At 72.4% G+C, this 25270-nt stretch carries 28 protein-coding genes and 1 pseudogene; 15 read left to right on the top strand and 14 right to left on the bottom strand.

The features are described 5' to 3' along the window. Positions 1 to 162: 162 nt before the first annotated feature. Positions 163 to 1116: pseudogene (locus BS83_RS48540) on the bottom strand (MFS transporter); the annotation flags it as partial. Positions 1117 to 1361: 245 nt separating this feature from the next. Next, entirely contained in the window at positions 1362 to 2024 is a 663-nt protein-coding gene (locus BS83_RS08265; RefSeq protein WP_037602297.1) for a LysE family translocator, read from the bottom strand. A 224-nt stretch (positions 2025 to 2248) separates the two neighbouring features. Between BS83_RS08265 and BS83_RS08260 the strand changes: the two genes are divergently transcribed. Further along, positions 2249 to 3664, top strand: a complete 1416-nt coding sequence (locus BS83_RS08260) for a lipase maturation factor family protein (protein WP_037602295.1) — start codon at positions 2249 to 2251, stop codon at positions 3662 to 3664. Here the strand turns inward: BS83_RS08260 and BS83_RS08255 are convergent. Further along, complete coding sequence (locus BS83_RS08255; RefSeq protein WP_037602293.1) at positions 3642 to 4493, bottom strand: MerR family transcriptional regulator; 852 nt, start codon at positions 4491 to 4493, stop codon at positions 3642 to 3644. The two genes, BS83_RS08260 and BS83_RS08255, sit on opposite strands and share 23 nt — an antisense overlap. 155 nt (positions 4494 to 4648) lie before the next feature. Between BS83_RS08255 and BS83_RS08250 the strand changes: the two genes are divergently transcribed. Both BS83_RS08250 and BS83_RS08245 read left to right on the top strand, forming a co-directional pair. After that, complete coding sequence (locus BS83_RS08250; RefSeq protein WP_037602291.1) at positions 4649 to 5557, top strand: NAD-dependent epimerase/dehydratase family protein; 909 nt, start codon at positions 4649 to 4651, stop codon at positions 5555 to 5557. 94 nt (positions 5558 to 5651) lie between these two features. Then, complete coding sequence (locus BS83_RS08245; RefSeq protein WP_037602289.1) at positions 5652 to 7391, top strand: carbohydrate binding domain-containing protein; 1740 nt, start codon at positions 5652 to 5654, stop codon at positions 7389 to 7391. 30 nt (positions 7392 to 7421) lie between these two features. On the opposite strand, the gene BS83_RS08240 is transcribed toward BS83_RS08245, so the two are convergent. Next, complete coding sequence (locus tag BS83_RS08240) at positions 7422 to 7937, bottom strand: hypothetical protein (protein ID WP_037602287.1); 516 nt, start codon at positions 7935 to 7937, stop codon at positions 7422 to 7424. Between the two features lie 229 nt (positions 7938 to 8166). Here BS83_RS08240 and BS83_RS08235 point away from each other — a divergent pair, with 229 nt between their 5' ends. Continuing rightward, complete coding sequence (locus tag BS83_RS08235; protein WP_051942779.1) at positions 8167 to 8493, top strand: chaplin; 327 nt, start codon at positions 8167 to 8169, stop codon at positions 8491 to 8493. Positions 8494 to 8632: 139 nt separating this feature from the next. Here BS83_RS08235 and BS83_RS08230 read toward each other — a convergent pair whose 3' ends face one another. After that, positions 8633 to 8875 (bottom strand): chaplin, encoded by a 243-nt coding sequence (locus BS83_RS08230; RefSeq protein WP_037602285.1) that lies wholly within the window; start codon positions 8873 to 8875, stop codon positions 8633 to 8635. 355 nt (positions 8876 to 9230) lie between these two features. Here BS83_RS08230 and BS83_RS46330 point away from each other — a divergent pair, with 355 nt between their 5' ends. The 5 genes from BS83_RS46330 (at position 9231) to BS83_RS08205 (ending at position 10978) form a co-directional block, all read left to right on the top strand. Continuing rightward, positions 9231 to 9473, top strand: a complete 243-nt coding sequence (locus tag BS83_RS46330) for a chaplin (RefSeq protein WP_037602283.1) — start codon at positions 9231 to 9233, stop codon at positions 9471 to 9473. A gap of 209 nt (positions 9474 to 9682) precedes the next feature. Continuing rightward, entirely contained in the window at positions 9683 to 9922 is a 240-nt protein-coding gene (locus BS83_RS46325) for a chaplin (RefSeq protein WP_037602281.1), read from the top strand. Positions 9923 to 9979: 57 nt separating this feature from the next. After that, positions 9980 to 10219 carry a chaplin gene (locus tag BS83_RS08215; RefSeq protein ID WP_037602279.1) on the top strand — a complete coding sequence of 80 codons (240 nt, stop codon included), beginning with the start codon at positions 9980 to 9982 and terminating at the stop codon, positions 10217 to 10219. A gap of 49 nt (positions 10220 to 10268) precedes the next feature. Next, positions 10269 to 10514, top strand: a complete 246-nt coding sequence (locus tag BS83_RS08210; protein WP_037602277.1) for a chaplin — start codon at positions 10269 to 10271, stop codon at positions 10512 to 10514. 86 nt (positions 10515 to 10600) lie between these two features. Next, a complete protein-coding gene (locus BS83_RS08205) occupies positions 10601 to 10978 on the top strand; it encodes a hypothetical protein (protein WP_037602275.1) in 378 nt (125 codons plus the stop codon). A gap of 220 nt (positions 10979 to 11198) precedes the next feature. On the opposite strand, the gene BS83_RS08200 is transcribed toward BS83_RS08205, so the two are convergent. Further along, entirely contained in the window at positions 11199 to 11867 is a 669-nt protein-coding gene (locus BS83_RS08200; RefSeq protein ID WP_037602273.1) for a hypothetical protein, read from the bottom strand. A 264-nt stretch (positions 11868 to 12131) separates the two neighbouring features. Here BS83_RS08200 and BS83_RS08195 point away from each other — a divergent pair, with 264 nt between their 5' ends. The 3 genes from BS83_RS08195 to BS83_RS08185 all read left to right on the top strand — a co-directional run bounded on the left by BS83_RS08195 (position 12132) and on the right by BS83_RS08185 (position 13280). Then, a complete protein-coding gene (locus BS83_RS08195; protein WP_037602271.1) occupies positions 12132 to 12470 on the top strand; it encodes a hypothetical protein in 339 nt (112 codons plus the stop codon). A gap of 79 nt (positions 12471 to 12549) precedes the next feature. Beyond that, positions 12550 to 12888: a hypothetical protein gene (locus BS83_RS08190; RefSeq protein WP_037602269.1), complete on the top strand. Its 339-nt coding sequence runs from the start codon at positions 12550 to 12552 to the stop codon at positions 12886 to 12888. Positions 12889 to 12938: 50 nt separating this feature from the next. Next, positions 12939 to 13280 carry a hypothetical protein gene (locus tag BS83_RS08185; RefSeq protein ID WP_051942778.1) on the top strand — a complete coding sequence of 114 codons (342 nt, stop codon included), beginning with the start codon at positions 12939 to 12941 and terminating at the stop codon, positions 13278 to 13280. Positions 13281 to 13362: 82 nt separating this feature from the next. On the opposite strand, the gene hemB is transcribed toward BS83_RS08185, so the two are convergent. The 7 genes from hemB to BS83_RS08150 all read right to left on the bottom strand — a co-directional run bounded on the left by hemB (position 13363) and on the right by BS83_RS08150 (position 20675). Then, complete coding sequence (hemB, locus tag BS83_RS08180) at positions 13363 to 14349, bottom strand: porphobilinogen synthase (protein ID WP_037602267.1); 987 nt, start codon at positions 14347 to 14349, stop codon at positions 13363 to 13365. Between the two features lie 156 nt (positions 14350 to 14505). Next, positions 14506 to 16185 (bottom strand): bifunctional uroporphyrinogen-III C-methyltransferase/uroporphyrinogen-III synthase, encoded by a 1680-nt coding sequence (locus BS83_RS08175; protein ID WP_037602265.1) that lies wholly within the window; start codon positions 16183 to 16185, stop codon positions 14506 to 14508. Continuing rightward, a complete protein-coding gene (gene hemC, locus BS83_RS08170; RefSeq protein WP_051942840.1) occupies positions 16182 to 17183 on the bottom strand; it encodes a hydroxymethylbilane synthase in 1002 nt (333 codons plus the stop codon). Before hemC ends, BS83_RS08175 begins: the two co-directional genes overlap by 4 nt. A 14-nt stretch (positions 17184 to 17197) precedes the next feature. After that, positions 17198 to 18505, bottom strand: a complete 1308-nt coding sequence (locus BS83_RS08165) for a glutamyl-tRNA reductase (protein WP_037602263.1) — start codon at positions 18503 to 18505, stop codon at positions 17198 to 17200. Continuing rightward, positions 18502 to 19344 (bottom strand): redox-sensing transcriptional repressor Rex, encoded by an 843-nt coding sequence (locus tag BS83_RS08160; protein ID WP_051942777.1) that lies wholly within the window; start codon positions 19342 to 19344, stop codon positions 18502 to 18504. The genes BS83_RS08165 and BS83_RS08160 overlap by 4 nt, the downstream gene beginning before the upstream one ends. A 107-nt stretch (positions 19345 to 19451) precedes the next feature. Further along, positions 19452 to 20201, bottom strand: a complete 750-nt coding sequence (locus BS83_RS41535; RefSeq protein ID WP_051942776.1) for a 3'-5' exonuclease — start codon at positions 20199 to 20201, stop codon at positions 19452 to 19454. Positions 20202 to 20396: 195 nt separating this feature from the next. Then, positions 20397 to 20675, bottom strand: coding sequence for a glutaredoxin family protein (locus BS83_RS08150; protein WP_037602262.1), 279 nt, complete (start codon positions 20673 to 20675; stop codon positions 20397 to 20399). 85 nt (positions 20676 to 20760) lie between these two features. Between BS83_RS08150 and BS83_RS08145 the strand changes: the two genes are divergently transcribed. From BS83_RS08145 to BS83_RS08130, 3 genes are all read left to right on the top strand, one after another. Further along, complete coding sequence (locus tag BS83_RS08145; protein WP_037602260.1) at positions 20761 to 21642, top strand: HAD family hydrolase; 882 nt, start codon at positions 20761 to 20763, stop codon at positions 21640 to 21642. Positions 21643 to 21985: 343 nt separating this feature from the next. Beyond that, positions 21986 to 22768, top strand: a complete 783-nt coding sequence (locus tag BS83_RS08140) for an ECF subfamily RNA polymerase sigma factor, BldN family (protein ID WP_037602258.1) — start codon at positions 21986 to 21988, stop codon at positions 22766 to 22768. Between the two features lie 147 nt (positions 22769 to 22915). Then, positions 22916 to 24097 carry a DUF5667 domain-containing protein gene (locus BS83_RS08130; protein ID WP_157597022.1) on the top strand — a complete coding sequence of 394 codons (1182 nt, stop codon included), beginning with the start codon at positions 22916 to 22918 and terminating at the stop codon, positions 24095 to 24097. Positions 24098 to 24256: 159 nt separating this feature from the next. Here BS83_RS08130 and BS83_RS08125 read toward each other — a convergent pair whose 3' ends face one another. Then, on the bottom strand, positions 24257 to 25264 hold the full coding sequence (locus BS83_RS08125) for a DUF5937 family protein (RefSeq protein ID WP_232248126.1): 1008 nt from the start codon (positions 25262 to 25264) through the stop codon (positions 24257 to 24259). Positions 25265 to 25270: the final 6 nt, after the last annotated feature.

Below are 25270 nucleotides of genomic sequence, written 5' to 3'. Positions count from 1 at the left end.
GGTGCCGAGGACCAGGCCACCGGCGCTGGAGCCCAGGGCGACACCGAGGTTGAAGCAGGTGTTGACCCAGGCCAGGCCCTCGGCGCGGGCGCCCTCCGGGACCAGCTCCTCGACCAGCAGGTAGCCGGTGATCAGCGCCGCGTCCGTCACCGCGCCCGCGCAGAACAGGGCGACCGCCGCGCCGCCCGGCGCGAAGAGCAGCACCGGCAGCGCATGGCAGAGGGCGCCGGCCGCGCCCAGCGCCACCAGCCTGCTGCGCGGCGACCAGCGCCAGCTGCGGCGTCCGTAGAGCAGCCCACCCAGGACGCCGCCGACGGAGAGGAGTGCCAGCAGCGGCCCGGAGACGGTCGGCCCCCAGGCGGCGACGGCCGCCAGCTCCGCCATCGCCACGGCCCAGCCGACCGCGAGGACCACGGCCAGCACCGTGAGGAACCCACCGGAGCGGAAGGGGACGCGGGCCCGAGCGCCGCGGACCTGGACGAGCGGATCGGCCGGTCGGGTGCGGGCGACCGGGAGGGAAGCGAGCTGGAACGAGAGCGCGACGAAGCCGACGACCAGGACGGCGGCGCAGACGCCGAGCGCCGTGGACGCCGTGCCCACCGCCAGCAGCGCGCTCGCCAGCAGCGGTCCGGCGGCGAAGATGGTCGACTCGGCGACGGTGTCCAGGCTCAGCGCGGCCTGCCGCTGCGCCTCGCCCGCCGACATCTCGCTCCAGCGGGCCCGCAGCAGCGGGCCAACCGGCGGCGGCAGCGCACCGGCCAGTACGGCGAGCAAGACGGCGGCGTCCTGCGGCAGTCGCGTCTGCGCGGCGAGCAGCGCGACGGCGGCGAGCACGGCCGCGAAGCCGAACGCCAGCCAGGGCAGCGCCGCAGGGCGGCGTTCGACCAGGCGGGCCCTGTACGGCGCGAGCACCGCACTGACCAGGCCGAACGCACCGAAGGCCGTGCTGGCGCCGGCATAGGAGCCGACCCCATGGCGGAGCGCGAGCAGCAACGGGAGGGACAGCAGACCGTAGGGGAGCCGGGCGAGCGAACCGGCGAGGAAGAGGCCGCGGGCATGCGGCAGGGCGAGGACGGCGCGGTACGACGACGCGCCGCCCCGGGCGGGGCGGGACATGGCAGTTCTCCGGAAAGAGACGTGGTGCACGGCACGAGGGACGGGGCTGCCCACGCCGAGAACACGGCGTGACATGGCAGGGCGCACCACCGCGAGGAGTCAGGACGGCGTCAGGTCACGTCCTGCGTTCGCGGCGGCGGGGTCCGTCAGTGCGGTCCGGAGAGATGCGTGCGCATGGGGGTAAGCGTAGCCAGCGGCGGCGCGGTGTCGAGGGGGTTTCGCGCCGATCCGGGAGACGGGTTCCTTCAGTCGGTGCGGCCGGTGGCGGCCACGGTGACGCCGAGGCCGATCATCGCCAGGCCGCCGGCGCCGCCGACGGCGCGCAGCCGGCGCGGCGAGCGGGCGAACCAGGAGCGCGCCGCGGAGGAGGCCAGGCCCCAGGCGGAGTCACAGGTCAGCGCGATGAGGTTGAAGATCAGCCCGAGCACCAGCAGTTGCAGCGGAACCGGCGCCGTGCCCTCGCCGCGCGCGACGAACTGGGGCAGCACGGCGGCGTAGAAGACCAGCGTCTTCGGGTTGCTCACGCCGACGACGAGCCCCTCGCCGAGGGTCCGCAGATCGCCGCGCGGGGCGGCGACGCCTTCCGCCGGGGCGACGGCCTCGAAGGCCGCGACGAGCGTGCCGCGGTGCCGGTAGGCCTTGACGCCCAGGTACACCAGATAGCTCGCCCCGCCGAGCTTGAGCGCGGTGAGCGCGAGCGCGGAACCGGCGAGCAGCGGGCCGAGACCGAGCGCGATCCCGCCCACCAGCAGCAGCGAGCCGAGGGTGTTGCCGACCACGCTGAGCAGCGCGGTCCTGCGGCCGTGGGCCAGCGCCCGGCCGAGGACGAAGAGCACGCTCGGGCCGGGGATCACGATGATGACCGTCGCGAGGGCGACGAAGGCGAGCAGGCGGTCGGTGGGCGGCATCCCTCGACGCTAGACCGGGGCAGGGGCGGAACGCGAATGGTTTCCCGACCGGCCGACCGGCCGACCGGCTGGCCGTCCGGCCCCCGCCCGGTCGCCGCCGTCCGGTCACCGCGGTCCGGTCGCCGCCGTCCGGTCACCGCCGTCCGGTCGCCGCGGTCGCCGTTCATCCGATCGCGCCCGCGCCTGCGGGCGGCATCGGCCGCCCGCTGCGGCAGAGTGAAGGCATGCGCTGGTTGGACGCGTCCGGGTACTGGCTGGGCAGGCTGCTGTTCCAGCGCGCGCTCGCGGGCGTCTATCTCGTCGGCTTCCTCGCCGCGGCGCGCCAGGGCCGGGCGCTGATCGGCGAGCACGGGCTGCTGCCGGTGCCGCGCTTTCTGGCCCGGCGCGGTTGGCGGGAGGCCCCCTCGCTGTTCCACTGGGGCTTCTCCGACCGGCTGTTCGCCGGCGTCGCCTGGACCGGCTGCGCGCTCGCCGCGGCGGTGGCCGCCGGGGCGGGGGACGCGGTGCCGCTGTGGGCGGCGATGCTCGGCTGGTTCCTGCTCTGGGCGCTCTACCTCTCGATCGTCAACGTGGGCCAGACCTGGTACTCCTTCGGCTGGGAGTCGCTGCTGCTGGAGACGGGCGCGCTGGCCGTCTTCCTGGGCAACGCCGAGGTCGCACCGCCGTTCACGACGCTGCTGCTGATCCGCTGGATCCTGTTCCGGGTCGAGGTGGGCGCGGGCCTGATCAAGCTGCGCGGGGACCGCTGCTGGCGTGAGCTGACCTGCCTCTACTACCACCACGAGACGCAGCCGATGCCGGGGCCGCTCAGCTGGTGGTTCCACCACCTGCCCCGGCCGCTGCACCGGGTGGAGGCCGGGGCCAACCACGTCGTGCAGCTCGGCGCTCCGTTCGCTCTCTTCCTGCCGCAGCCGGGCGCGACGGTCGCCGCGGGGCTGGTCGTGGTCACCCAGCTATGGCTGGTGCTGTCGGGCAACTTCGCCTGGCTGAACTGGCTGACGATCACGCTGGCGCTCGGCGCGGTCAGCAGCGGGACCGAGCGCGCGTACCCCGCCGGCCCGCTCTGGTTCCAGGCGGCCGCCCTCGCCTACGCGGCACTCGTGCTCGTGCTGAGTTACCGTCCGGCGCGCAATCTGCTCTCCTCGCGCCAGGTGATGAACCGCTCCTTCGACTCGCTCCACCTGGTCAACACCTACGGCGCGTTCGGCAGCGTGACCCGGTTGCGCCACGAGGTCGTGCTGGAGGGCACCGTGGACGGGCGCACCTGGCTGGCCTACGAGTTCCCCGGCAAACCGGGCGACCCGCACCGCAGGCCCCGGCAGTTCGCCCCCTACCACCTGCGCCTGGACTGGCTGATGTGGTTCGCCGCGCTCAACCCCGGCTACGCCGGGCCGTGGCTGGGGCCGCTGCTGCGCAGGCTGCTGGCGGCGGACCCCGCGACGCTGCGGCTGCTGCGCAGGAACGGCGACCCCTTCGGCGGCGCGCCGCCCGTCCAGGTCCGGGCGACGCTCTACCGCTACCGCTTCACCACCCGCGCCGAACGGCGTGCCTCCGGCGCATGGTGGCACCGCGAACTCGTCGGGCCCTACCACCGGACGCTGACCCGCAGCCCCCGGATCAGCCCTCGGGAACGGGACTGACCACCAGCGGCCACTGGATCTCCGTGACCCATTCCGACCGGGGGCCGCAGGAGTTCAGGTAGAGCTCCCGGCCCAGCCGGTCGGCCCGGTGGCCGCCGGACTCGATCCAGCGGGCCAGGGTCTGCACGCTGCCGAGCACCTGGTCCATGTCGCCGCGGTGGACGATCGTCGCGGCCCGCGCGACGGCGGGCAGCTCCACCACCTCGGCGTCGCCGCCGCCCGGCAGCGGGCCGGGGTCGAGGGCGACCTGGACGCCCGCGTGTACCACGATCGGCTCGCCGAGCTCCGGCGCGGCCTGCTCGTACCAGGCGATGTCCGGGCCGGTGACCGGCACGTTCGCGGCGGTGAGCAGCTCGTGCAGCCTGCGGTAGAGCGGAGAGATCACCGGCCCGACGTGGCGCGGGTCGAAGCTCTCGGCGGTGCCGGTCAGCACGGCCAGGCGGGCGGCGGGAAGGGACTTGAGAACGACCTCGTCGGTGGGCATCGCGCCCTCGCTTTCGATGGTCCGGAGCCTCGCCTCGACCTGGGCCAGCCGGGCCGTCGCGCTCGCGACGGTCTCCGCCAGCTCGGCCCGCCGCAGCCGGAGCATGCCGCGCAGCTCCTCCGCGCCGATCCTCGCGTCCAGCACCTCGCCGACCTGCTGCAGGCTGAAGCCGAGATCCTTGAGCGCGATGATGCGGTTGAGCCGGGACAGCTGCGTCGCCTCGTAGTAGCGGTAGCCGCTGCAGGGGTCGACGCGGGCGGGACGCAGCAGCCCGAGCGCGTCGTAGTGACGCAGCATGCGGACCGACACCTGGCCGTAGGCGGCGAAGTCTCCGATGGTGAACATGACCCCTCCAGTGCAGAGCCTCCCACTGTGTCAGGGTCAAGCCGTTCCACCGGTCCGAAAGATCCTCTCCGCCCGATGTCACGTTTCGCGGGCCCGCCCTGTCTCCTCTGTGAACGGGCGGGAAGACGTACGGAGGAACGGACGAGGAGGCAGTCATGCGCGTGCTACTGGCCGGTGGCAGCGGGGTTCTGGGGCAGCAGATCGTGGCGGCGCTGCGCGCCGACGGGCAGGAGGTCGCCACGCTCGGCCGCGGCGCGGGCAACGACCTGCGCGCCGATCTGCTCGACCGCGACGCGGTGCTGCGCGCGGTCGAGGGGCTGAGGTTCGACGCCGTCGTGCACGCGGCGACCGGTCTGAGCGGCAAGAAGCTGACTCGGCATGCGGACATGGAGCCCACCGACGTGCTGCGCCGCCTCGGCACCCCGAACCTGATCGAGGCCGCCCGGGCGACAGGTGCGCGCAGGCTGGTGGCCGAGTCGATGATGTTCGGTTACGGCTACGGGGACCACGGCGACCGCCCGCTGGTCGAGGACGTGGACCTGTTCGGCCCGCCCGGTGCGAGCCCGGAGCTGGAGCGCCACGTCGGGGCGATGCGGGTCAAGGAACAGCTGATGCTGAACGCGGAGGGCATGGAGGGCGTCGCGCTGCGCTTCGGCCTGTTCTACGGGCCGGGGGTCACCGACCAGCTGGTGGTGCCGATGCTGCGCAAGCGGATGCTGCCCGGCATCGCCGACCACGGCCGCAGGCTCGCCTGGACCGCCGTGCCCGACGCCGCCCGCGCGGTGGTCGCGGCGCTGCACCACGGCCGGGCCGGGCAGGCCTACAACATCGCCGACGACGAGGCCGTCGGCTGGACCGAGCACCTGAGGGCGATCGCGAGCGCCTACGGCACGCCGCAGCCGATGACCGTGCCGCTGTGGCTGGTGCGCCCCCTCGCCCCGCTGGGCTCGGTCGCGATGACGACCAACCTGCGCCTGGACAACGGCAAGGCGAGGACGGAGCTCGGTTGGAAGCCGACCCACCGCGACTGCCTGGCGAGCGTCCGGGCGGGCCTCGGCCGTTAACTGTTAACACTCTTGACAGTTATTTGGTCTAGTCCAATCATTGGCAGGGTCCAGACACGTCCCCTTGCACCACTCCACCCCACGGGAGTCCTGCATGAGATCAGTCCGAACCCTGCTCACGGCCGCGCTGCTCGGCGCGGGCCTGGCGGTCGCGGCGTCCCCCACGGCGCACGCGGCGAACACACCTCTGCCGGCCCACGTCTTCTCGCCCTACTTCGAGGCCTACAGCAGCGACAACCCGGCGACGCTTTCGGCCAGTTCCGGCGCAAAGTACCTGAGCATGGCCTTCCTCCAGGCGGCCACCAAGGGCTCGTGCACCGCCTACTGGAACGGCAGCACCAGCCAGCCGATCAGCTCCTCCACCTTCGGCAGCCAGATCTCCACCATCCAGGCCGGCGGCGGCGACGTCGTCCCCTCCTTCGGCGGCTACACGGCCGACAACACCGGCACCGAGATCGCCGACAGCTGCACCAACGTCAACTCCATCGCCGCGGCCTACGAGTCGGTGATCACCACCTACGGGGTCACCAGGATCGACCTCGACACCGAGGACAACTCGCTGACCAACAGCGCCGGCATCGACCGCCGCAACAAGGCCATCGCCCAGGTCGAGTCCTGGGCCGCGAGCAACGGCCGCACCGTGCAGTTCTCCTACACGCTTCCGACCACCACCGGCGGGCTGGCCTCCAGCGGCCTCGCGGTCCTGCAGAACGCGGTGCAGAACAACGCCAGGGTCGACGTGGTCAACATCATGACCTTCGACTACTACGACGGTGCCAGCCACGAGATGGGCACCGACGCGGAGCACGCGGCCACCGGCCTGGAGAGCCAGCTCGCCTCGCTCTACCCGTCCAAGTCCGCGGCGCAGCTGTGGAACATGGTCGGCATCACCATGATGCCGGGCATCGACGACTACGGCGCCGCCGAGACCACCACCGTGGCCGACGCCGCCAACGTGGAGAACTGGGCCAACGGCAAGGGCCTGGCCGAGCTCTCCTTCTGGGCCCTCGAACGCGACAACGGCGGCTGCCCCGGCACCGGGGGCTCGGACACCTGCTCCGGGATCAGCCAGGGCACCTGGGACTTCAGCCACGCCATGGAGCCCTTCACCAGCGGCGGCGGAACCACCCAGAACGACTTCTCGGTCGCCCTGAACCCCGCCTCGGCCTCGGTGCAGCAGGGCGGCTCGACCACGGCGACGGTCGCCACCGCGGTCACCTCGGGCAGCGCGCAGAGCGTCAGCCTGACCGCGAGCGGCGCGCCCTCCGGCGTCAGCCTCTCGCTCAGCCCCACCTCGGTCACGGCGGGCGGCAGCAGCACGCTGACCGCGACGGTCGGCGCCTCGGTCCCGGCCGGCAGCTACCCGATCACGGTCACCGGCTCGGCCGCCTCCGGCAGCCACGCGGCCACGTTCACGCTGACGGTCACCTCCACCAGCGGCGGCGGTGGCGGCGGCAGCCTGGTCAACGGCGGATTCGAGAGCGGCAGCCTCAGCCCGTGGACCTGCCAGAGCGGCAGCGCCGTGGTCTCCTCCCCGGTCCACAGCGGGTCGCACGCCCTGCTGGTCGCCCCGAGCTCGTCCACGACCGGCGAGTGCGACCAGACGGTGACGCTCTCGCCCAACCACGCCTACACGCTGACCGGCTGGGTCCAGGGCCCTTACGCCTACATCGGCGTGACCGGCGGCGCGTCGGCCAGCACCTGGTCCTCCGGCAGCGGCTGGAACCAGCTCACGGTGCACTTCACCACCGGCGCGAGCGGCACGGTGAGCGTCTTCGTGCACGGCTGGTACGGCCAGGGCAACGTGAACGCGGACGACTTCTCGGTCGCCTAGCGGCCCCGCACGAGGCAGGGGCGGGCCGGCTCAGTCCGCGAGGACGGGGACGTCCATGCGGATCATCCCGGCCACCCCGAACTGCAGCATGACAGGGACGGTGCCGCCCGGCTTCAGGGCGGCGCCGTTCGTCATGACGATCTTCGGCGCGCCGGGCACGCCGAACTGCGCCGTCGTGCCGGAGGCGATCAGCACGCCGGCCACCGAGAGCGGATTGGCTTTCGGGTCGCCGCCGACGAGCTTCGCCTGGACGCCGTCCACCGAGGCCAGCGCCAGGTGCTCGGTCACCGGCCCGGCGTTGTCCACCGCCAAGCCCAGCTGCGCGCCGCCCGACGCCCCCAGATGCACCGCCGCCTTGGTGATCCGCAGGTCGACGTTGCGCCCCCGCAGCGAGAGGTTCGTGCCGTCCGCACCGGTGCTGATCGAGGACTGCGCGGCCGCCGGTTCCTCCCGCTGGACCCCGCTGCCGGCGCAGCCGGACAGCGCGAGCGCGGCGGACAGGGCCAGAGCGGAGAGCGCGAACGCGGCGCGGGAACGGTGACGCATGCCTGCATTATCGTCTCCCCCCGTCCGGACCCTCGCACCCGGCCCCCGTACCGGGCCCGCACGCCAGGGACCGGCCTCCCGTACCGCCCGGCACGGTTCGTCCGGCCGGGCGACTCTGCGCCGCGCCGCCCCCGAGGCGGCCCACCGGCCCCGCACAGTGTTGCTGTGGACACGTCGGGTGACCCTCGCGACCGCGCGAAGGCTCCCGCCGACACAGCAAGGAGAAACCATGCGCACACCCTCCCGGCTGGCAGCCGCCGGCGTACTGGTGGCGGGCTTCGTGCTCGCCGCGGCAGGCACGGCGAGCGCCGACGCGACGGCCAACGCCGTCGCCACCGACTCACCGGGGTTCCTGTCCGGCAACATCGTGCAGGTACCCATCGACGCGGACCTGAACGTCTGCGGGAACTCGGTGAACGTGGTCGGCGTGCTGAACCCCGCCGTGGGCAACCGCTGCGCGAACGGCGACCACGCGGTCGCCTGGCACCACACCGTCTGGCACCACTGGTGGCACCACGACGACGATGCCGCGGCCGACGACCGGGACTGCGATTGATATCCGGACGCGTAGCCGCCCGGCGACCGCACCAGCATGCGAAGCCATGCCCCGCTGACCCGCCGTCGCCGCCGATAATACGCATCGGCCCTGCTCCCAGGCATGGAGCAGGGCCGATCGTCGTGCGGCGTCAGGCGTCTCAGCCCTCGTTGACGGCGTGGTTGCCGAACGCCGGGTTCAGCACGCCCACCAGGTTGCCGGTGACGCCGGAGACGTTGACCGGGACGTGGACCGGAACCGCGATGTTGTTGCCGCTCACCGCGCCCGGGGAGTCGGACGTGTCGCCGCAGGCGTGCGAGCTGGCGAAGGCCGCGCCCGCGCCCGCCGCAACGACACCCACGGCGGCGGTGGCGACCAGGGCGCCCTTCAGAACGTTCGTCATGACTTCTCTTCCTCACACGATGGACCGCACCACGAATCCGGCCGACGTACGGAACAGACGTACGGGAACAGACGTACCGACCTGACGTACGGACCGGGGGCGGGGCCTGCGCAATTGCCGAGCAGCAGGCACCCCGACCAACGACGCCCGGAGCGGGCCGTCACCGGCCTCTCCGCACTATCACCCGGAAGTTGGATTCCGCCATCGATGCGCCCATTCGGGTGGAGCTACCGCGGACCCATGTCCTGCGCCGCGGCGGTTCGTTGGAGAGACCGGATTACCAAGTGCGGACTTTCGGCCAGGAAATGGCCGGCTCCGCAGACTCCCGAGTTCCTCACGAGAGGGGACACCTCCCATGGTCAACACCAAGCGCGGCCTTCTGGTCTCCGTTGCGGCGGCCGGTCTGCTCGCCGCCGGTGGCGGCGTCGCCGCGGCCAGCAGCACCGCCAACGGCGAGGCCAGCCACTCCCCGGGCTTCCTGTCGGGCAACCTGGTCCAGGTCCCGGTCCACGTCCCGGTCAACGTCTGCGGCAACACCGTCAACGTGATCGCGCTGCTGAACCCGGCGTTCGGCAACCACTGCGAGAACGAGGGCTGACCTTCTCAGCCAGGCAGTGCGAGGGCTCGGCCGCACTCTGCGGCCGAGCCCTTCGTCCACCGGCGGCCTCCCCGGTCGGGTGGACGAAAACCGATCGGCTGTCCGAGTGGTCGTTCGAGACCCGACGTGTCTCACGATCCCCGGCGCTCGTTGCGTCTTGCGTCCCCTCCAGTTCGGACGGGCGCCTTCATCACATAAGGATTTCCAAGATGAACAAGGTCACCAAGGCTGCCGCCCTCTCCGCGGCCGCTGCGGCCGTCTCCCTCGCGGGTGCGGGCGTCGCCGCCGCCGACTCCACCGCGAACGGCTCCGCCGACCACTCCCCCGGCTTCGGCTCGGGCAACGCTGTTCAGGTCCCGGTCCACGTCCCGGTGAACGTCTGTGGCAACTCCGTCAACGTGATCGGCGCGCTGAACCCGGTGTTCGGCAACCACTGCTCCAACAGCTGACGGCTGTTCCTGCTGTCCTTCCTTTCTTTCCACTCGCTATTCCGTAGGAGATTCATCGTGCGCAAGTTCAAGACCGCCGCTGCCGTCTCCGTCGCGGCCATCGGCCTGCTGCTGGGTGGCGCGGGTGCGGCCGCGGCCGACGCGACCGCGAACGGCTCCGCCAGCAACTCCCCCGGCTTCCTGTCGGGCAACGTCATCCAGATCCCGATCCACATCCCGGTCAACCTGTGCGGCAACTCGATCAACGTGATCGGCGCGCTGAACCCCGCGTTCGGCAACCACTGCTCCAACAGCTGACCAGCTGACCTTCCTCTCTTCCCACTCGCTACTCCGTAGGAGATTCATCGTGCGCAAGTTCAAGTCCGCCGCCGCGGTCTCCGTCGCGGCCACCGGCCTGCTGCTGGCCGGCGCGGGAGCGGCTTCGGCGGACGCCACCGCGAACGGCCAGGCCGACCACTCCCCTGGTTTCCTGTCGGGCAACCTGGTCCAGGTGCCGGTGCACATCCCGGTCAACCTCTGTGGCAACTCGGTCAACGTGATCGGCGCGCTGAACCCCGCGTTCGGCAACTCGTGCGAGAACAAGCCCTGCTGATCCGCTTTCGGTGAGCAGGACGCCGCCGTCCCCGCGCCCCGAGCGCCGGGGACGGCGGGCCCCTGTTCCGGATCTGGAGACCAACGATGAACACTGCGAGAGCAGCCGCGCTCGGCACTCTCTTCCTGACCATGGCCGGCCTCGCCACGGCGTCGCCCGCGCAGGCGGCGACGACCTCGGCGAACCAGCAGCCGAGCGCCGCGCTGCAGCCTCCGGCGGTGGCCCCCGCGGTCGCCGGCCTGACCGGCGCGGTCCCCTACGTGGTCCACCCGGCGAAGACGTTCAGCCTCGACCCCCTGGCGAACTCGGCGGCCGACCCCCTCAACAACGGCGTCGCCCTGCAGCCGGACTCGCCCCACGCGGCCCCGGTCTCGACCCTCCCGGTCACCTCTCCCCTGAGCAACGGCGGCGGCCTCTCCAGCCTCCCGCTCCTCGGCAGCGCGTCCGGCCTCCTGCCCGGCTGACCTCCCGACCTCCGCCGGTCCTTGCCTCCTCCTCCTTCGGCAAGGCCCGGCGGATCCTTTTTGCCCTGCTGCAGACGGCCGGAAGCACTACCTCAGGGGCGCGGGGAACCGCGCGAGCAACCACCCTGTGCGGATGGCCCTGCCCAGTGAGGACCATCCGCTCATCGGTGGCTTGTCACGCGGTTCCCCGCGCCCCTGATGGTGCAACCACCTGACGGTGTCAGCCGCGCGCCGCGTCGAGGGCGCCCTTGGCGCTGGCGACGACGTCCTCGACCGGCTTGATGACGTTGCCGTCGGGCGTGCGCTGGTCGAAGGAGAGCTGGCCGCCGGGCGCGCTCTCCACCAGCGGCGGGGTCACCGAGGGCCGGAGGCGGGTCAGATCCAGCTGCGGCAGCTCCGCCGCGGCCGGCGCGGCCATCGCGCGACCCTGGTAGGTGACCGGGTGCCCCAGGCCCAGCGCCGAGCTGACCGCCTTCAGCGGGGCCGCGGGCACCGCCAGGCGGGTGCCGCCGTCGTGGACCGCGCCGTCCGCCGAAGGCATCGGCGCGATGACGCCCAGCTCCGGCGTCCGCGACGCGGAGTTGAGCGAGGGGACGAGCGGGTCGGGAATCAGCGCGTGGGTGTCGCGGCTCGCGTTCGGCGGATCCAGCGGCATCGCCGGGATGCTGCCCTGGACGCCGCTGTCGGAGTGCTTGCCCGTCACATGCTGCACCACCGCGCCCAGCGGGATGCCGAACGGCACCTGCATCCGGCCCACGGTCTGCTGGAGCGCCTCCTGCTGCTGCGGGTTGAGCGGCTCCGCCTGGGCACCGGTGGCGCTCGCCGCGGCAAGGACCGGCGCCGCGCAGGCCGCCAGCGCGACCGCCGTTCCACGGAGGGACTTGTTCATCGTGACGCTCATTCCTGTCTGGACATGGGTTGAGGTCGATTCAACAGCCTTGAACCACAAGCTCCTTGCGCGATCCACCCGTATGGCCGAACGCGTCCCCGCGCATTCCCTCGGCTGCGATGCGGAATCCACCGAAAGAGTGAGATGACGGCAGGCGAGGCCGTTGTCGGATTCCCCCGATCGGAGCCGCAACCTGCTGGTTTTGATTTCGTTGATTCCATTGCCAGCACGACGGATTGTTAGCTGTTCAGAAAGGCGCGAGCAATGTTCAAGAAGTCCCTCGCCGGTGTCGGAATCGCCGCGGCCGCGTTCGCCGCGAGCGTCACCCCCGCCATGGCCATCGGCAACCAGGACGGGATGGCCAGCTCGGTGGAGGGCGATGGCGGCACGAACGTCACCGGCACCTGGGGCAACGAGAGCCCCAACTTCCACTTCCTGGACAACCCGAACATCTGCCTGCCCGAGGTCCACCACGTCCAGGTCGGCCTCGTGCCGATCCAGGTCGACGTGCCGGTCGGCAACCAGCAGCTCCACCAGACCTGCAACGTCGGCCAGGCCACCCAGACCAGTGGCGACGGTGCGGCCTCGCACCTGATCGGCTGAGCACTCCCCGAGCTTTTCCCGCAGTAACCCGCAGTACCGGCAGTACCGACACGAACCAGAAACCAACAGGAGAAATCCCGTGATCAAGAAGTCCCTGGCCGCCGCCGGCCTCGCCATCTCCGCGCTCGCCGTCACGGCCGGCCCGTCCTTCGCCATCGGCGACAGCGACGGCATGGCGATGTCGACCCAGGGCGCGGGCGGCACCGACGTGACCGGCACCTGGGGCAACGGCAGCCCCAACTTCCACACGGCCGACAACCCGAACATCTGCCTGCCGGAGATCCACCACGTCCAGGTCGGCCTCGTGCCGATCCAGGCCGACATCCCGGTGCTCAACCAGCAGGGCCACCAGATCTGCAACGTCGGCCAGACCACGCAGACCTTCGGCGACGCCCCGCTCAGCCACCTGATCGGCTGATCCAGCTCAGCTCTCAGCTCTGCTCGGCCTGAACGAATCGAGAAGGACCCATGCTGAAGAAGGCTCTCGCCTACGCCGGTGTCGCGGTCGCCGCGGTCGCCGCCACGGCGACGCCCGCCTCCGCCATCGGGGATGCTGACGGCTCCGCCGTCTCCTCCCAGGGCGCCGGCGGCACCAACGTCACCGGGACGTGGGGCGACAACAGCCCCAACTTCCACTTCCTGGACAACCCGAACATCTGCCTGCCCGAGATCCACCACGTGCAGGTGGGCCTGCTGGTCCCGGTCCAGGTGGACGTGCCGGTCGGCAACCAGCAGCTTCACCAGGTCTGCAACGTCGGCCAGGCGACGCAGTCCACCGGCGACGGTGCGGTTTCGCACGCCATCGGCTGACCCTCCGGATTCCACACGTGAGGCCCCGGGAGCACCGCTCCCGGGGCCTCACGGCGTCAGGCGGGCGACCCGCCCGGGCGACTCAGCTGTCGCGCAGCTGCCGGGCGACCTCGACGGCCCAGTAGGTCAGGATCTGCTCGGCCCCGGCCCGACGGATCGAGGTCAGTGTCTCCATGATCATCCGGTCCCTGTCGATCCAGCCGTTGGCGGCGGCCGCCTCGACCATCGCGTACTCGCCGGAGACCTGGTATGCCGCGACCGGCACCGGGCTGTGGTCGGCGACCTCGCGCAGCACGTCGAGGTAGGCCATGGCGGGCTTCACCATCACCAGGTCGGCGCCCTCGGCGACATCCAATTCCAGCTCCCGCAACGACTCGCGGGCGTTGGCCGGGTCCTGCTGGTACGTCTTGCGGTCGCCCTTGAGCGAGGAGCCGACGGCCTCGCGGAAGGGGCCGAAGAACGCGGAGGCGTACTTCGCGGTGTAGGCGAGGATCGACACGTCCTGATGCCCGGCCTCGTCCAACGCCCGCCGGATCACCGCGACCTGACCGTCCATCATCCCGGAAGGGCCGACCATGTGGACGCCGGCGTCGGCCTGCACCCTGGCCATCTCGGCGTAGCGCAGCAGCGTGGCGTCGTTGTCGACGCTCCCGTCCGCCGCGAGGACGCCGCAGTGGCCGTGGTCCGTGTACTCGTCCAGGCACAGGTCGGACATCACGACGACCTGGTCGCCGACCTCGGCGACGACGTCGCGGATGGCCTGCTGCAGAATCCCCTCGGGGTTGGTTCCCTCGGAGCCGATCGCGTCCTGCACGGCGGGCACGCCGAACAGCATGATGCCGCCGACCCCGGCGGCGGCGGCCTCGACGGCGGCCTTCCGCAGGGTGTCACGGGTGTGCTGGACGACGCCGGGCATGGAGGCGATGGGCTTGGGCGCGTCGATGCCCTCCCGCACGAACATCGGCGCGATGAGCTCCGCCGGGTGCAGACGCGTCTCCGCGACGAGTCGCCGCACCGCGGGAGTGGCGCGCAGCCGTCGGGGGCGGATGTAGGGACTCTCGATACCCATGACTACGTGCTCCTTCTGCAAGTTCCCAGGTGGCAAAGCCCCAGGGGCGCGGGGAACTGCGCGAGCAACCACCCTGTGCGGATGGCCCCGTGTAGGGAGGACCACCCGCTCATCAGTGGCTTGTCGCGCAGTTCCCCGCGCCCCTGACGGTGCAACTCAACGTGCCTTGCGACGTGAACCGGGACGGCGTTCCGACGGACGGTAGACCGGCTCGCCCGCCTCGCGGGCGGCGTCGCGGCGCGCCGCGCCGAAGTCGGCCAGGGCTTCCGCCAGGGCGTGGACGCTGGGCGCGGGCGCCAGCACGTCCACGCGGAGCCCGTGCTCCTCCGCCGTCTTGGCCGTCGCGGGGCCGATGCACGCGATCACGGTCACGTTGTGCGGCTTTCCGGCGATGCCGACCAGGTTCCGCACGGTCGACGAGGAGGTGAAGATCACCGCGTCGAAGCCGCCGCCCTTGATCGCCTCGCGGGTCTCCGCCGGCGGCGGCGCCGCACGGACGGTGCGGTAGGCCGTGACGTCGTCGACCTCCCAGCCCAGCTCGACCAGGCCGGCCACCAGCGTCTCCGTGGCGATGTCCGCGCGCGGCAGCAGCACCCGGTCGATCGGGTCGAAGACCGGGTCGTAGGGCGGCCAGTCCTCCAGGAGGCCCGCCGCGCTCTGCTCGCCGCTGGGGACCAGGTCCGGCTTCACGCCGAAGTCGACCAGCGCCTGGGCCGTCGTCTCGCCGACCGCCGCGACCTTGATGCCGGCGAACGCGCGGGCGTCGAGTCCGTACTCCTCGAACTTCTCGCGGACCGCCTTCACGGCGTTGACCGAGGTGAACGCGATCCACTCGTAGCGGCCGGTGACCAGGCCCTTGATCGCGCGTTCCATCTGCTGCGGGGTGCGCGGGGGCTCCACGGCGATGGTCGGCACCTCGCTCGGCACGGCGCCGTAGCCGCGCAGCTGGTCGGAGAGCGCGCCGGCCTGGTCCTTGGTGCGCGGCACCAGGATGTTCCAGCCGAAGAGCGGCTTGGTCTCGAACCAGGAGAGCTCCGCCCGGTGTTCGACCTGCTCGCCGATCACGACTATGACGTTGCTCGCCGGGTCGACCGGGGACGAGACCGGCGAGGGCAGCACCTTCGCGGCCTTCAGCTCCGCCGCGATCGTGCCGAGCGTCCCGCACCAGGTGCGCTGACGCGTCGTGGTGCCCTCCAGGGTCACGGAGACCCGGGTGTCGGGCTTGCGGCCGTGGGAGACCAGGGTGGTGGCCGCGCCGGGCACGGAGCCCAGCAGGGTGCGGACGACCAGCGTCGACTCACAGGCGCCGAGGTCCGTCCACACCGTCTCCGGCAGCAGGCCGGAGGCGTCGACGAAGCGGACGTCCGCGCCCTGTGCGCCCGCGCGCAGCGGGACGCCGGCGTAGGCGGGGACGCCGACGGACTGGGCGACGCCGGGGACGACCTGGAACGGCACGCGCGCCTCGGCGCAGGCCAGCATCTCCTCCGCCGCGCGGCCGTCGAGGCCCGGGTCGCCGTCGACCGTGCGGACCACGTGCTTGCCGTTGCGGACCGCGCCGAAGAAGCGGGAGACGGTCTCGCCGCCGACGCCGCCCAGCACGCCGCCCTCGTCGAGCACGAAGGCGTCGGAGGGGTCGGCGGCGTGGTGCAGCTCGACCCGCTCGGGGCAGTAGGCGCGCACCGCGGCGACCGTCAGCGGGTCGGCGACCAGCACGTCGGCCGAGGCCAGCACCTCCACCGCACGCAGCGTCAGCAGCCCGGGGTCGCCCGGGCCCGCGCCCAGGAAGGTGACCTGGCCGACGGGGCGGCGCGGGGTGTCGGGACTCGTGGGGCTCACTTGGTTCGCTCCCCCATCAGACCGGCCGCGCCCGCCGCGAGCAGCTGTGCGGCGAGGCCGCGTCCCAGCTCGTCGGGGGCGCCGTGGCCGGTGGCGGACATCTGCACGACGGTGGCACCGTCGACGGTGCCGACGAGAGCACGCAGTTCCATCTCGTCGGCTTCTCCCTCGGTGGCGGGGACGGCCAGCGCGCCGACCGGCGCGGAGCAGCCCGCCTCCAGGGCGGCGAGCAGGGTGCGCTCGGCGGTGATCGCGGCCCGGGTGGGCGCGTCGTCGAGAGCGGCGAGGACGGCGGCCAGCTCGCTGTTGGTCGCGGCGCACTCGAGGGCGAGGGCGCCCTGGCCGGGGGCCGGCAGCATCACGTCGGCGTCGATGACCTCGGTGGCCTCGGCCAGTCGGCCCAGGCGGTTCAGGCCGGCGGCGGCCAGGACCACGGCGTCGAGCTCGCCGGAGCGGACGTAGCCGATCCTGGTGTCGACGTTGCCGCGGATCGGCACCGTCTCGACGGCCAGGCCCTGGGCGGCGGCCCAGGCGTTGAGCTGCGCCATGCGGCGCGGGGAGCCGGTGCCTATCCGGGCCGGACGGTGGGCGTCGCCCTTCTCCAGCAGCTCGGCCAGGGTCAGACCGTCCCTGGCGACCAGCGCGTCCCGCGGGTCCTCGCGGGTGGGGACGGCGGCCAGGACCAGGCCCTCGGGCGCTGCCGTGGGGAGGTCCTTGAGGGAGTGGACGGCGAAGTCGATCGTGCCCGCGAGCAGCGCGTCGCGCAGCGCGGAGACGAAGACGCCGGTGGCGCCGATCTGGGCGAGGGCCTCACGGGAGACGTCGCCGTAGGTGGTGATCTCGACCAGCTCGACCTCACGTCCGGTCACGGCCGAGACGGCGTCGGCGATCATGCCGGACTGGGCCATCGCCAGCGCGCTGCGCCGGGTGCCCAGACGGAGCGGCGGCCGGTCGCCGCCGAGGGTGGGGTGGTCGCTGGGGAGCGGGGGTGCTTGCATGCTCGTCTGACCCGTCATGAGATCATCCTGGTAGTACTGACCGCCTCAACGGCCATGGGATCGAGGTCGAACAGTTCGCGCAGCGCCGCCGCGTAGGAGGCGCCGCCCGGTTCTCCGGCCAGCTGCTTGACGCGAACGGTGGGCTGGTGGAGCAGCTTGTCCACGACACGGCGGACCGTCTGCTGGATCTCCGCCCTGGTGCGGTCCTCCAGTCCGGGGAGGCGCGCGTCCAGGCGCTCGAGCTCGGCGTTGACCAGCTCGGAGGCCATCGCTCTGAGGGCGACGACGGTGGGGGTGATCGCCGCCGCACGCTGGGCCGCGCCGAAGGCGTCGACCTCCTCGCCGACGATGCGGCGGACCGCGTCGACGTCGAGGGCGCCGGAGTCGGTGTGCTGGGCCGCGGTGGCCAGCGTCTCCAGATCGACGAGGTGGACGCCGGGCAGCGAGTGCACGGCGGTGTCGACGTCGCGGGGCATGGCCAGGTCGAGCAGGGCGAGCGGCGCCTCGAAGGCGCTGCGCTTCTCTGCGGCGGCGGCGATGTCCTCGGCGTCGAGCACGATGCCCGCCGCCCCGGTACAGGAGATGACCAGGTCGGCCTCGGCCAGCGCGGCGCCGACCTCGGCGAACGGGACGGCCCGGCCGCCCAGCTGCTCCGCGAGGCGCTCGGCCTTCTTCTGGGTGCGGTTGGCGACCACCAGCTCGGCGACGCCCTCGCGGGAGAGCGTGGCGGCGGCGAGCGAGCTCATCGAGCCGGCGCCGACCACCAGCGCGCGCTTGCCCTCGATCGGGCCCGCGACGGCCGCGACCTGCTCCAGGCCGAAGGTGACCAGGGTCTGGCCGGCCTTGTCGATCGCGGTCTCGCTGTGGGCGCGCTTGCCGACCCGCAGGGCCTGCTGGAACAGCTCGTTCAGGCCGCGGCCCGCGGTGTGCTGGTCCTGCGCGAGGTTCAGCGCGTCGCGCAGCTGGCCGAGGATCTGGCCCTCGCCGACGACCATCGAGTCCAGACCGCAGGCCACCGAGAAGAGGTGGTGCACGGCGCGGTCCTCGTAGTGCACGTACAGGTGCGAGGTCAGCTCCTCCAGCCCCACGCCGGAGTGCTCGGCCAGCAGCGTGGAGAGGTCGGCGACGCCGGCGTGGAACTTGTCCACGTCCGCGTAGAGCTCGATCCGGTTGCAGGTGTTGACGAGCGCGGCCTCGGCGACGGGCGCGGAGGCGGCCGCGGCGTGCAGCAGCCGGGACGGCTGGTGCCCCGTCAGCGCGGCGCGCTCCAGCAGACCGACCGGCGCGCTTCGGTGGCTCAGGCCAACGACAAGCAGGCTCATCCCGCTGCCTCCTCGAACTTCTGCCGCGCGGCACCGAGGCCGGCCGCGCCGCTCGCAGCCGCTTCGACGTCCTCGGCAACGCCTTCCGGCCGCGAGACTACTGCGGCGGGCGGGGCGGCAGGGGGCTCTTCCTCGGCGTCGCGCAGCTCGTCGCCGGCCTTGCGCTGCTCGTGGAAGGCGAGGATCTGCAGCTCGATGGAGAGGTCGACCTTGCGCACGTCGACGCCGTCGGGCACGGAGAGCACCGTCGGCGCGAAGTTGAGGATGCTGGTCACCCCGGCCGCGACCAGGCGGTCGCAGACCTGCTGGGCGGCGCCGGGCGGGGTGGTGATCACGCCGATGGAGACCCGCTCGGTGCGGATGATCTCTTCCATCTCGTCGGTGTGGCGCACCGGCAGGCCCGCGACGAGCTGCCCGGTGAGCCCCGAGTCGGCGTCGAGCAACGCCGCGACGCGGAAGCCGCGGGAGGCGAAGCCGCCGTAGTTGGCGAGGGCGTGGCCGAGGTTTCCGATGCCGACGATGACAACGGGCCAGTCCTGGGTCAGGCCCAGCTCGCGGGAGATCTGGTAGACGAGGTACTCGACGTCGTAGCCGACCCCACGGGTGCCGTAGGAGCCGAGGTAGGAGAAGTCCTTGCGCAGCTTGGCGGAGTTGACCCCGGCGGCGGCGGCGAGCTCCTCGGACGAGACGGTCGGCACCGAGCGCTCGGACAGTGCGGTGAGCGCGCGGAGGTAGAGCGGCAGCCTGGCGACCGTCGCGTCGGGGATGCCCCGACCCCGGCTGCGGCGTGCGCCGGCAGCGGGGTTCTGGTTGTTCTGAGTGGTTCGGCCAGTTGCCACGGTGCTCCTGTGGGTGAAGCTGGGCTTCGACTGCGATTGCCAGGCTATGTGTTTGTGAACGCGTGCACAAAGATGGTGTCCGTTTTGTCCACCAGGAGTGATGCGCATCACGCGATTTCCTCCACGCCCGCAGGAACCAGAACCGGGACGCCGTACGGTACGGCGCACGGTACGGCGTACGCGGAGGAGAGAGAAGAGGCGGGGAAGACCGTGCCGGAACGATTCTTCGTGGGTACGGCCCCCGCCCGCTGCCGCAGCTTCGGCCAGCAGGTGTGCTGGGCGCTCTCCACCAACGCGCGCAGCGGCTCGACGCCGCCGGCGGGAGTGGCCAGCGCGCTGCGCAACAGCCGCGCGGCCGCACGGGCGTCACCGAGGGCGGTGTGCGCGTCGAACTCCGGCAGCCCGAACGCCTCCACGCACGCGCCGAGCCCGCGCCCGGTCAGCCGGCCGCCGAGGACGCGCTCGGCGAGAGCCATGGTGCAGAGCGTGGGCATCACCGGGAGCTGCACGCCGAAGCGCGCGAACTCGCGGGCGAGGAAGCCCTCGTCGCAGCGCACGTGGTGTCCGACGAGGACGCGGCCGCGGAGCAGGGCCGCGAGATGGGGGGCGATCTCCCTGAACGTGGGCGCGCCGACGACCTGCTCCTGCGCGATCCGGTGCACGTCCGTCGGGCCGACGGGACCCCCGGGGTCGATCAGGGTGCTGAACTCGGCCTCGACCCGCAGCAGCGGGTAGTCGAGCAGCACCACGCCGATCTCCACGACCCGGTGCCGCCAGGGGCTCCGCCCGCTCGCCTCCACGTCCACGACGGCGAGCCCGCGAGCGGGCGACGACGGCGCGGACGGCGGCGGCTGCACGGTGGGCTCCTTCTCGGTCGTACCCCCCGCGGCACAAAGCCCCTTGATGGTAAGCGCACTAACGGCTCACGCCTACGCCTTACAACCGGACAAACCCCCCAAATCATCCCCGCCGCGACCAAGTTGCAACCCGCAAGCATGGGCACGGGGGACGTTGCACCGTCCGGGGGCGCGCCCCCGAACGGGCTTCGCCCCTCAGGCGCCGAGCGCCTTGCGGAGGCGGGTGGGGTCGACCTTCCAGAAGTCGTGCTGGGCGCCGTCGATCAGGGTCACCGGAATCTGCTCCCAGTACTGACGGAACAGCTCCTTGTCCTCGTTGATGTTCAGCTCCTCCAGTTGGAAGCCCAGCTCCTCCCGCAGCCGTTCCAGCACCGCCCGCGCGTCCTCGCACAGATGGCAGTCGGGCTTGCCGATGAGCGTGACCACGTGGTCGGAGGGGCGCTTCGCACTGCTGCGGGGAAGGAGAGGAGCCATACCGACATTCTGGACCACACAGAGTTAACAGCGGCTCCACCAAGCGGATACGAGGTTCCAGCCCTTGGCTGGCTATGCTCGCCGCATGGCCAGGCAGCGGAACATCCAGGAGCGACGCCGCTCCACGCAGCTCGCGGGCGAAGCCGCCGCGGACGCCGCCGCGAACGCCGGGGAGACCGAGGACACTCCGGTCGACCCGTACGCCGGCGCGTTCTTCGACTGCGACAACACGATCATGCAGGGCGCGGCCATCTTCTATCTGGGCCGCGGCCTCTACAAGCGCAAGTTCTTCAGCTCCCGCGAGCTGCTGCGCTTCGCCTGGCAGCAGGCCTACTTCCGGCTGCACGGCGCGGAGAACGCCGGGCACATGGCGGAGGCGAAGGAGAGCGCCCTCTCCATCGTCCAGGGCCACAGGGTCGCGGACCTGGAGGGCATCTGCGAGGACGTCTTCGACGAGTTCATGGCCGAGAAGATCTGGCCGGGCACCCGCGCGCTGGTGCAGATGCACCTCGAAGCGGGGCAGCGGGTGTGGCTGGTGACCGCCGCACCGCAGGAGGCGGCGCGGGTGATCGCCGCGCGGCTCGGCATGACCGGCGCGCTGGGCACCGTCGCCGAGGCCCTGGACGGCGTCTACACCGGGCGACTGGTCGGCGAGCCGCTGCACGGGCCTGCCAAGGCCGAGGCCGTGAAGGCGCTGGCCGCGCGCGAGAACCTGGACCTGGCCCGCTGCGCGGCCTACAGCGACTCCTCGAACGACATCCCGATGCTCTCCCTGGTCGGTTACCCCTACGTCATCAACCCGGACGCGGAGCTGCGCCGACACGCCCGTCGCAACGGCTGGCGGGTGCGCGACTTCCGCACCGGCCGCAAGGCGGCCAAGGTCGGCATTCCGGCCGCGGCCGGGCTGGGCGCGGCGGCCGGCGGCACCGCGGCGGCGGTCGCCCTCTACCGCAACCGGCGCCGCTGAACACCCGCGGAACAGCCGCCGAACGGCTGCGGCGGCCTGTCGTGAGCCGCAGCACAACTGACCGTTTCTGATCGGTCCTTGCTCGCGCAGTTGCGCGGGATTTCGTCGGCACACGCTCGGGAACGCGCCGGGATCCGGTCAGCCCCCGGCAGGCCGGGATCAACTCTGCCCAGAAGGCCGCCAACTGACCGCGGCATAGTCGGTCACATTCTGCCACCGACGTGCAACAGATGTGACGGAAGCGGTGAATTTGGCAACTGGGTGTAGCTGTTGTTGCACGAAGCGTTATCCTCATCCAGCGGTCCCACCCTGCACATCACACAGTCCTGCCTCTGGGAGTCCCGTGTACCCACACGTCCGGAACGACGGCCTGGCCCTGCTGCGCAGCCTGGTGCGCCAGGAGCAGCTGCTCCCGGCCCCTGCCTTCGCCCTCGCGGGCGGACCGGTCGTCGCGCCACTCGCCCCGCTCGCGACGCCCGTCGCACTGCGCACCCGGACGACGGCCGCGCGCCCTCGCGGCGGAGCGACGGGTGGCGCGGGCGGCGCCGGCGGCACGACGACGGGCTGGGACAGCCCGTCGGCGAACCCGATGATGACGCTGGTCGAGCGCGCCCAGGACGGCGACGGCGAGGCCTTCGGGCAGTTGTACGACCATTACGCCGACACGGTCTACCGCTACATCTACTACCGGGTCGGCGGCAAGGCGACGGCGGAGGACCTCACCAGCGAGACCTTCCTGCGGGCGCTCCGCAGGATCGGCACCTTCACCTGGCAGGGCAGGGACTTCGGGGCCTGGCTGGTGACCATCGCCCGCAACCTGGTGGCCGACCACTTCAAGTCCAGCCGCTTCCGGCTGGAGGTCACCACCGGCGAGATGCTCGACTCCAACCAGGTCGAGCCCAGCCCGGAGGACTCGGTGCTGGAGAGGCTCTCCAACGCCGCCCTCCTGGAGGCGGTCCGCAGGCTCAATCCGCAGCAGCAGGAGTGCGTCACCCTGCGCTTCCTCCAGGGCCTCTCGGTGGCCGAGACGGCGCGCGTCATGGGCAAGAACGAGGGCGCCATCAAGACGCTCCAGTACCGGGCGGTGCGCACCCTGGCCCGGCTCCTGCCGAGCGATGCGCGGTAGCCGCGTAACCACGCACATCCCCACTCGTTGCGCAGGATGCAAGGCCCAATTCGGGGGTCTGCTTCACCCTTACGGGTGGATCGTGGCGCGACTGTGCAACCCATCGGTCGGCCGAACAGTCGACAACGTCGAGAGGAGGTGCTGCCCATGACAGCGAACGTGCTGGAACTCCGCCGGGCGAGAGCCTTCGCCGACGCCGTGGATGCTCGGGACGCTCGATTCGACGACGAGACCGGCGACGGAGATGGTCAGTACGACCATATGCTCGCCACGGTGGCCGCCCTGGCCACCGTTCCCGGGCCCACCCTTGACTCCCAGGTGCGGCTCACCCAACGCGCCCTTCTGGTCGCCGAGTTCGAGCGGGTCTTCGCGGGCGGCGGCGGGGCGGTCGTCCCCGGCCAGCGCATCCGGCGCGGCTCGCACCGCGCGGTGCGTCCCGCCGCGCTGTGGCCTTCCGGCCGGTGGGGCCGGAGGCTCGCGGTGGGCGGGCTCGCCTCCGTGATGGCGCTCGGCACGCTGGGCGGCGTCGCCGTGGCCAGTGGCTCGTCCGTCCCGGGCGACACGCTCTACGGCATGAAGCGCGGCCTGGAGGACTGGCGGCTCAACCTCGCCGGTACGGACGCGGAACGCGGACAGCTGCTGCTCGACGAGGCCTCGACCCGCATGGCCGAGGCCCAGCAGCTGATGACGCGCTCCAGCGGCCCGCACCACGAGCTGAGCCCGCAGACGGTCGAGGATCTCAACCGCGCGCTCACGGACATGAACGCCGAGGGCAAGCGGGGCCGCGACCTGCTCAACGCGATCTACCTGCACAGCCACTCGCTGGCCCCGCTGCGGCAGTTGGCGGGCTTCGCGGCGGTGCAGAGCCGCGAGCTGGACCAGATCGAGCCCCAACTCCCCGACCAGCTCGACCCGGTGGCCAGCCAGGTCCGCGGTCTGCTGGCCGGGATAAGCTCCGAGGTCACCCCGCTGCTGCCGGCCACCGGCGGCTCCGCGGCGACGGATCCCGGCGACGCGTCGGCGAGCCCCTCGTCCTCGGGTGCGGCGACGTCGCCCAACGGCGCGACGACCTCGGGCTCGGGCACGATGCGCGGGGGGAGCGACGGCGGCGCGGCGTCCACCGCTCCGTCGGGTCAGACCACGACCGGCACGGGCAACCTCGTCGGCGGTCTCACCGGCGGCCTGCTGGGCGGCGGTTCGCCTGCGGCGAGCCCCTCCGGCGCGCCGAGCGCGAGCGCATCGGCCGCGGCGACGCCGGGCAGCGGGGTCACCATCCCGCCGCTGATCCCCGGCCTCCTGCCGGGCATCGGCCTCGGCGTCGGCGGCTGATCGCTTCGCGGCGGCGGGGTAGTTGCACCTGAGGGGCGCGGGGCAGAGCCCCGCGCCCCTCAGGTGTGGCAACCGACCCACCGTTCCGACCTGTCGCGCCCACGCGCCGGAGGCGCACATCGGCAGAGCCTCGCGCCCCTGGGGTGTTGCCGTCGGCCCTCAGCCGTCGACTGCCGCGGCCAGCACGGCCTCCGCCACAGCGGTGCGGGCGTAGAGCACCTCGCGGCCGGCGCGGTGCGCGGTGACGAAGCCGGCTTCGCGCAGGGCCTTCAGGTGCTGGGAGACGCCGGCCGGCGAGATCCCGGTGCGCCGGGCCAGGTCGGACGTGGTCGCCGGGTTCTCCAACTCACCGAGCAGCAGCGTCCGGGAGCGGCCGAGCACGGCGGCGGTCGCCTCCGTCCCACCGACGGCGCGGCGTTCCCACAGGGCTCCGACCCCGCGCGCCCGGTAGGCCAGCTGCGGCGGATCCGGCGGCGCGACCCTGGTCGACAGGCCCGGTCCCTTGAACGCCGACGGGATCAGCAGCAGTCCCGCTCCCGCCGTCTCCCTGGTCAGCTTCCGCTGCCGACGGACCAGCCGCAGCGCGTTCTCGTCCCAGCTCAGCTGCGGATGCAGCTCGTTGAAGAGATGGCCGGCCCCGTGCCGGGCGACCTGCCGGGCCCGGTGGAAGACGTCGGCGTCCAGCACCGCGCGGATCCGCGCCCAGTAGGGGGCGAGTGCCAGCTCCCAGTAGGTCTCGATCTCCTCGGCGACCCGGGCCAGCCGGCCCGCCGGGTCGGCGTGCAGGGAGCGCAGGCCGGGGCCGAGGCCGCCCCGGTGCCACCCGAGATGGTCGAGGTCGGCGCGGACCCGGTCCGCGGGACCGGCGGTGAGGGCGGCCAGTTCCTCCGCCAGGGTCGGAGCGGGACCGGCGGGCGCGGGGTTCAGGAAGTCCGGGGCGTAGCCGGAGGGCGGGATCAGCTCGGCGAGCCGGCCCCGGTCCAGTCCGGCGGCCGCCACCCGCGGCCGGACCTGCTCCAGCCAGCGCCGGTGCACCGGGTCGGAGACGCCGGACGCCAGCAGCCGGAAACTGGTCCCCACCTGCCACAGGGGCGAGACCGCGAAGCGCACGCGCGCCACGTCGTCCGCCGAGAACGTCAGCTGCGCCGACTGCGCCGACTCCGCCACAGGAAC

This window comes from Streptacidiphilus rugosus AM-16 (assembly GCF_000744655.1).
Lineage (GTDB): Bacteria > Actinomycetota > Actinomycetes > Streptomycetales > Streptomycetaceae > Streptacidiphilus > Streptacidiphilus rugosus.
The sequence above is the reverse complement of the archived record's forward strand: the minus strand, read 5'-3'. Positions and strand labels throughout refer to the sequence as shown.

Excerpts from the sequence above, each read along its gene's own strand:
- BS83_RS08265 (WP_037602297.1), bottom strand. The coding sequence starts at position 2,024 with ATGCCGCCCACCGACCGCCTGCTCGCCTTCGTCGCCCTCGCGACGGTC.
- BS83_RS08260 (WP_037602295.1), top strand. The coding sequence starts at position 2,249 with ATGCGCTGGTTGGACGCGTCCGGGTACTGGCTGGGCAGGCTGCTGTTC.
- BS83_RS08255 (WP_037602293.1), bottom strand. The coding sequence starts at position 4,493 with ATGTTCACCATCGGAGACTTCGCCGCCTACGGCCAGGTGTCGGTCCGC.
- BS83_RS08250 (WP_037602291.1), top strand. The coding sequence starts at position 4,649 with ATGCGCGTGCTACTGGCCGGTGGCAGCGGGGTTCTGGGGCAGCAGATC.
- BS83_RS08245 (WP_037602289.1), top strand. The coding sequence starts at position 5,652 with ATGAGATCAGTCCGAACCCTGCTCACGGCCGCGCTGCTCGGCGCGGGC.
- BS83_RS08240 (WP_037602287.1), bottom strand. The coding sequence starts at position 7,937 with ATGCGTCACCGTTCCCGCGCCGCGTTCGCGCTCTCCGCTCTGGCCCTG.
- BS83_RS08235 (WP_051942779.1), top strand. The coding sequence starts at position 8,167 with ATGCGCACACCCTCCCGGCTGGCAGCCGCCGGCGTACTGGTGGCGGGC.
- BS83_RS08230 (WP_037602285.1), bottom strand. The coding sequence starts at position 8,875 with ATGACGAACGTTCTGAAGGGCGCCCTGGTCGCCACCGCCGCCGTGGGT.
- BS83_RS46330 (WP_037602283.1), top strand. The coding sequence starts at position 9,231 with ATGGTCAACACCAAGCGCGGCCTTCTGGTCTCCGTTGCGGCGGCCGGT.
- BS83_RS46325 (WP_037602281.1), top strand. The coding sequence starts at position 9,683 with ATGAACAAGGTCACCAAGGCTGCCGCCCTCTCCGCGGCCGCTGCGGCC.
- BS83_RS08205 (WP_037602275.1), top strand. The coding sequence starts at position 10,601 with ATGAACACTGCGAGAGCAGCCGCGCTCGGCACTCTCTTCCTGACCATG.
- BS83_RS08200 (WP_037602273.1), bottom strand. The coding sequence starts at position 11,867 with ATGAACAAGTCCCTCCGTGGAACGGCGGTCGCGCTGGCGGCCTGCGCG.
- BS83_RS08195 (WP_037602271.1), top strand. The coding sequence starts at position 12,132 with ATGTTCAAGAAGTCCCTCGCCGGTGTCGGAATCGCCGCGGCCGCGTTC.
- BS83_RS08185 (WP_051942778.1), top strand. The coding sequence starts at position 12,939 with ATGCTGAAGAAGGCTCTCGCCTACGCCGGTGTCGCGGTCGCCGCGGTC.
- hemB (WP_037602267.1), bottom strand. The coding sequence starts at position 14,349 with ATGGGTATCGAGAGTCCCTACATCCGCCCCCGACGGCTGCGCGCCACT.
- hemC (WP_051942840.1), bottom strand. The coding sequence starts at position 17,183 with ATGCAAGCACCCCCGCTCCCCAGCGACCACCCCACCCTCGGCGGCGAC.
- BS83_RS08165 (WP_037602263.1), bottom strand. The coding sequence starts at position 18,505 with ATGAGCCTGCTTGTCGTTGGCCTGAGCCACCGAAGCGCGCCGGTCGGT.
- BS83_RS08150 (WP_037602262.1), bottom strand. The coding sequence starts at position 20,675 with ATGGCTCCTCTCCTTCCCCGCAGCAGTGCGAAGCGCCCCTCCGACCAC.
- BS83_RS08145 (WP_037602260.1), top strand. The coding sequence starts at position 20,761 with ATGGCCAGGCAGCGGAACATCCAGGAGCGACGCCGCTCCACGCAGCTC.
- BS83_RS08130 (WP_157597022.1), top strand. The coding sequence starts at position 22,916 with ATGACAGCGAACGTGCTGGAACTCCGCCGGGCGAGAGCCTTCGCCGAC.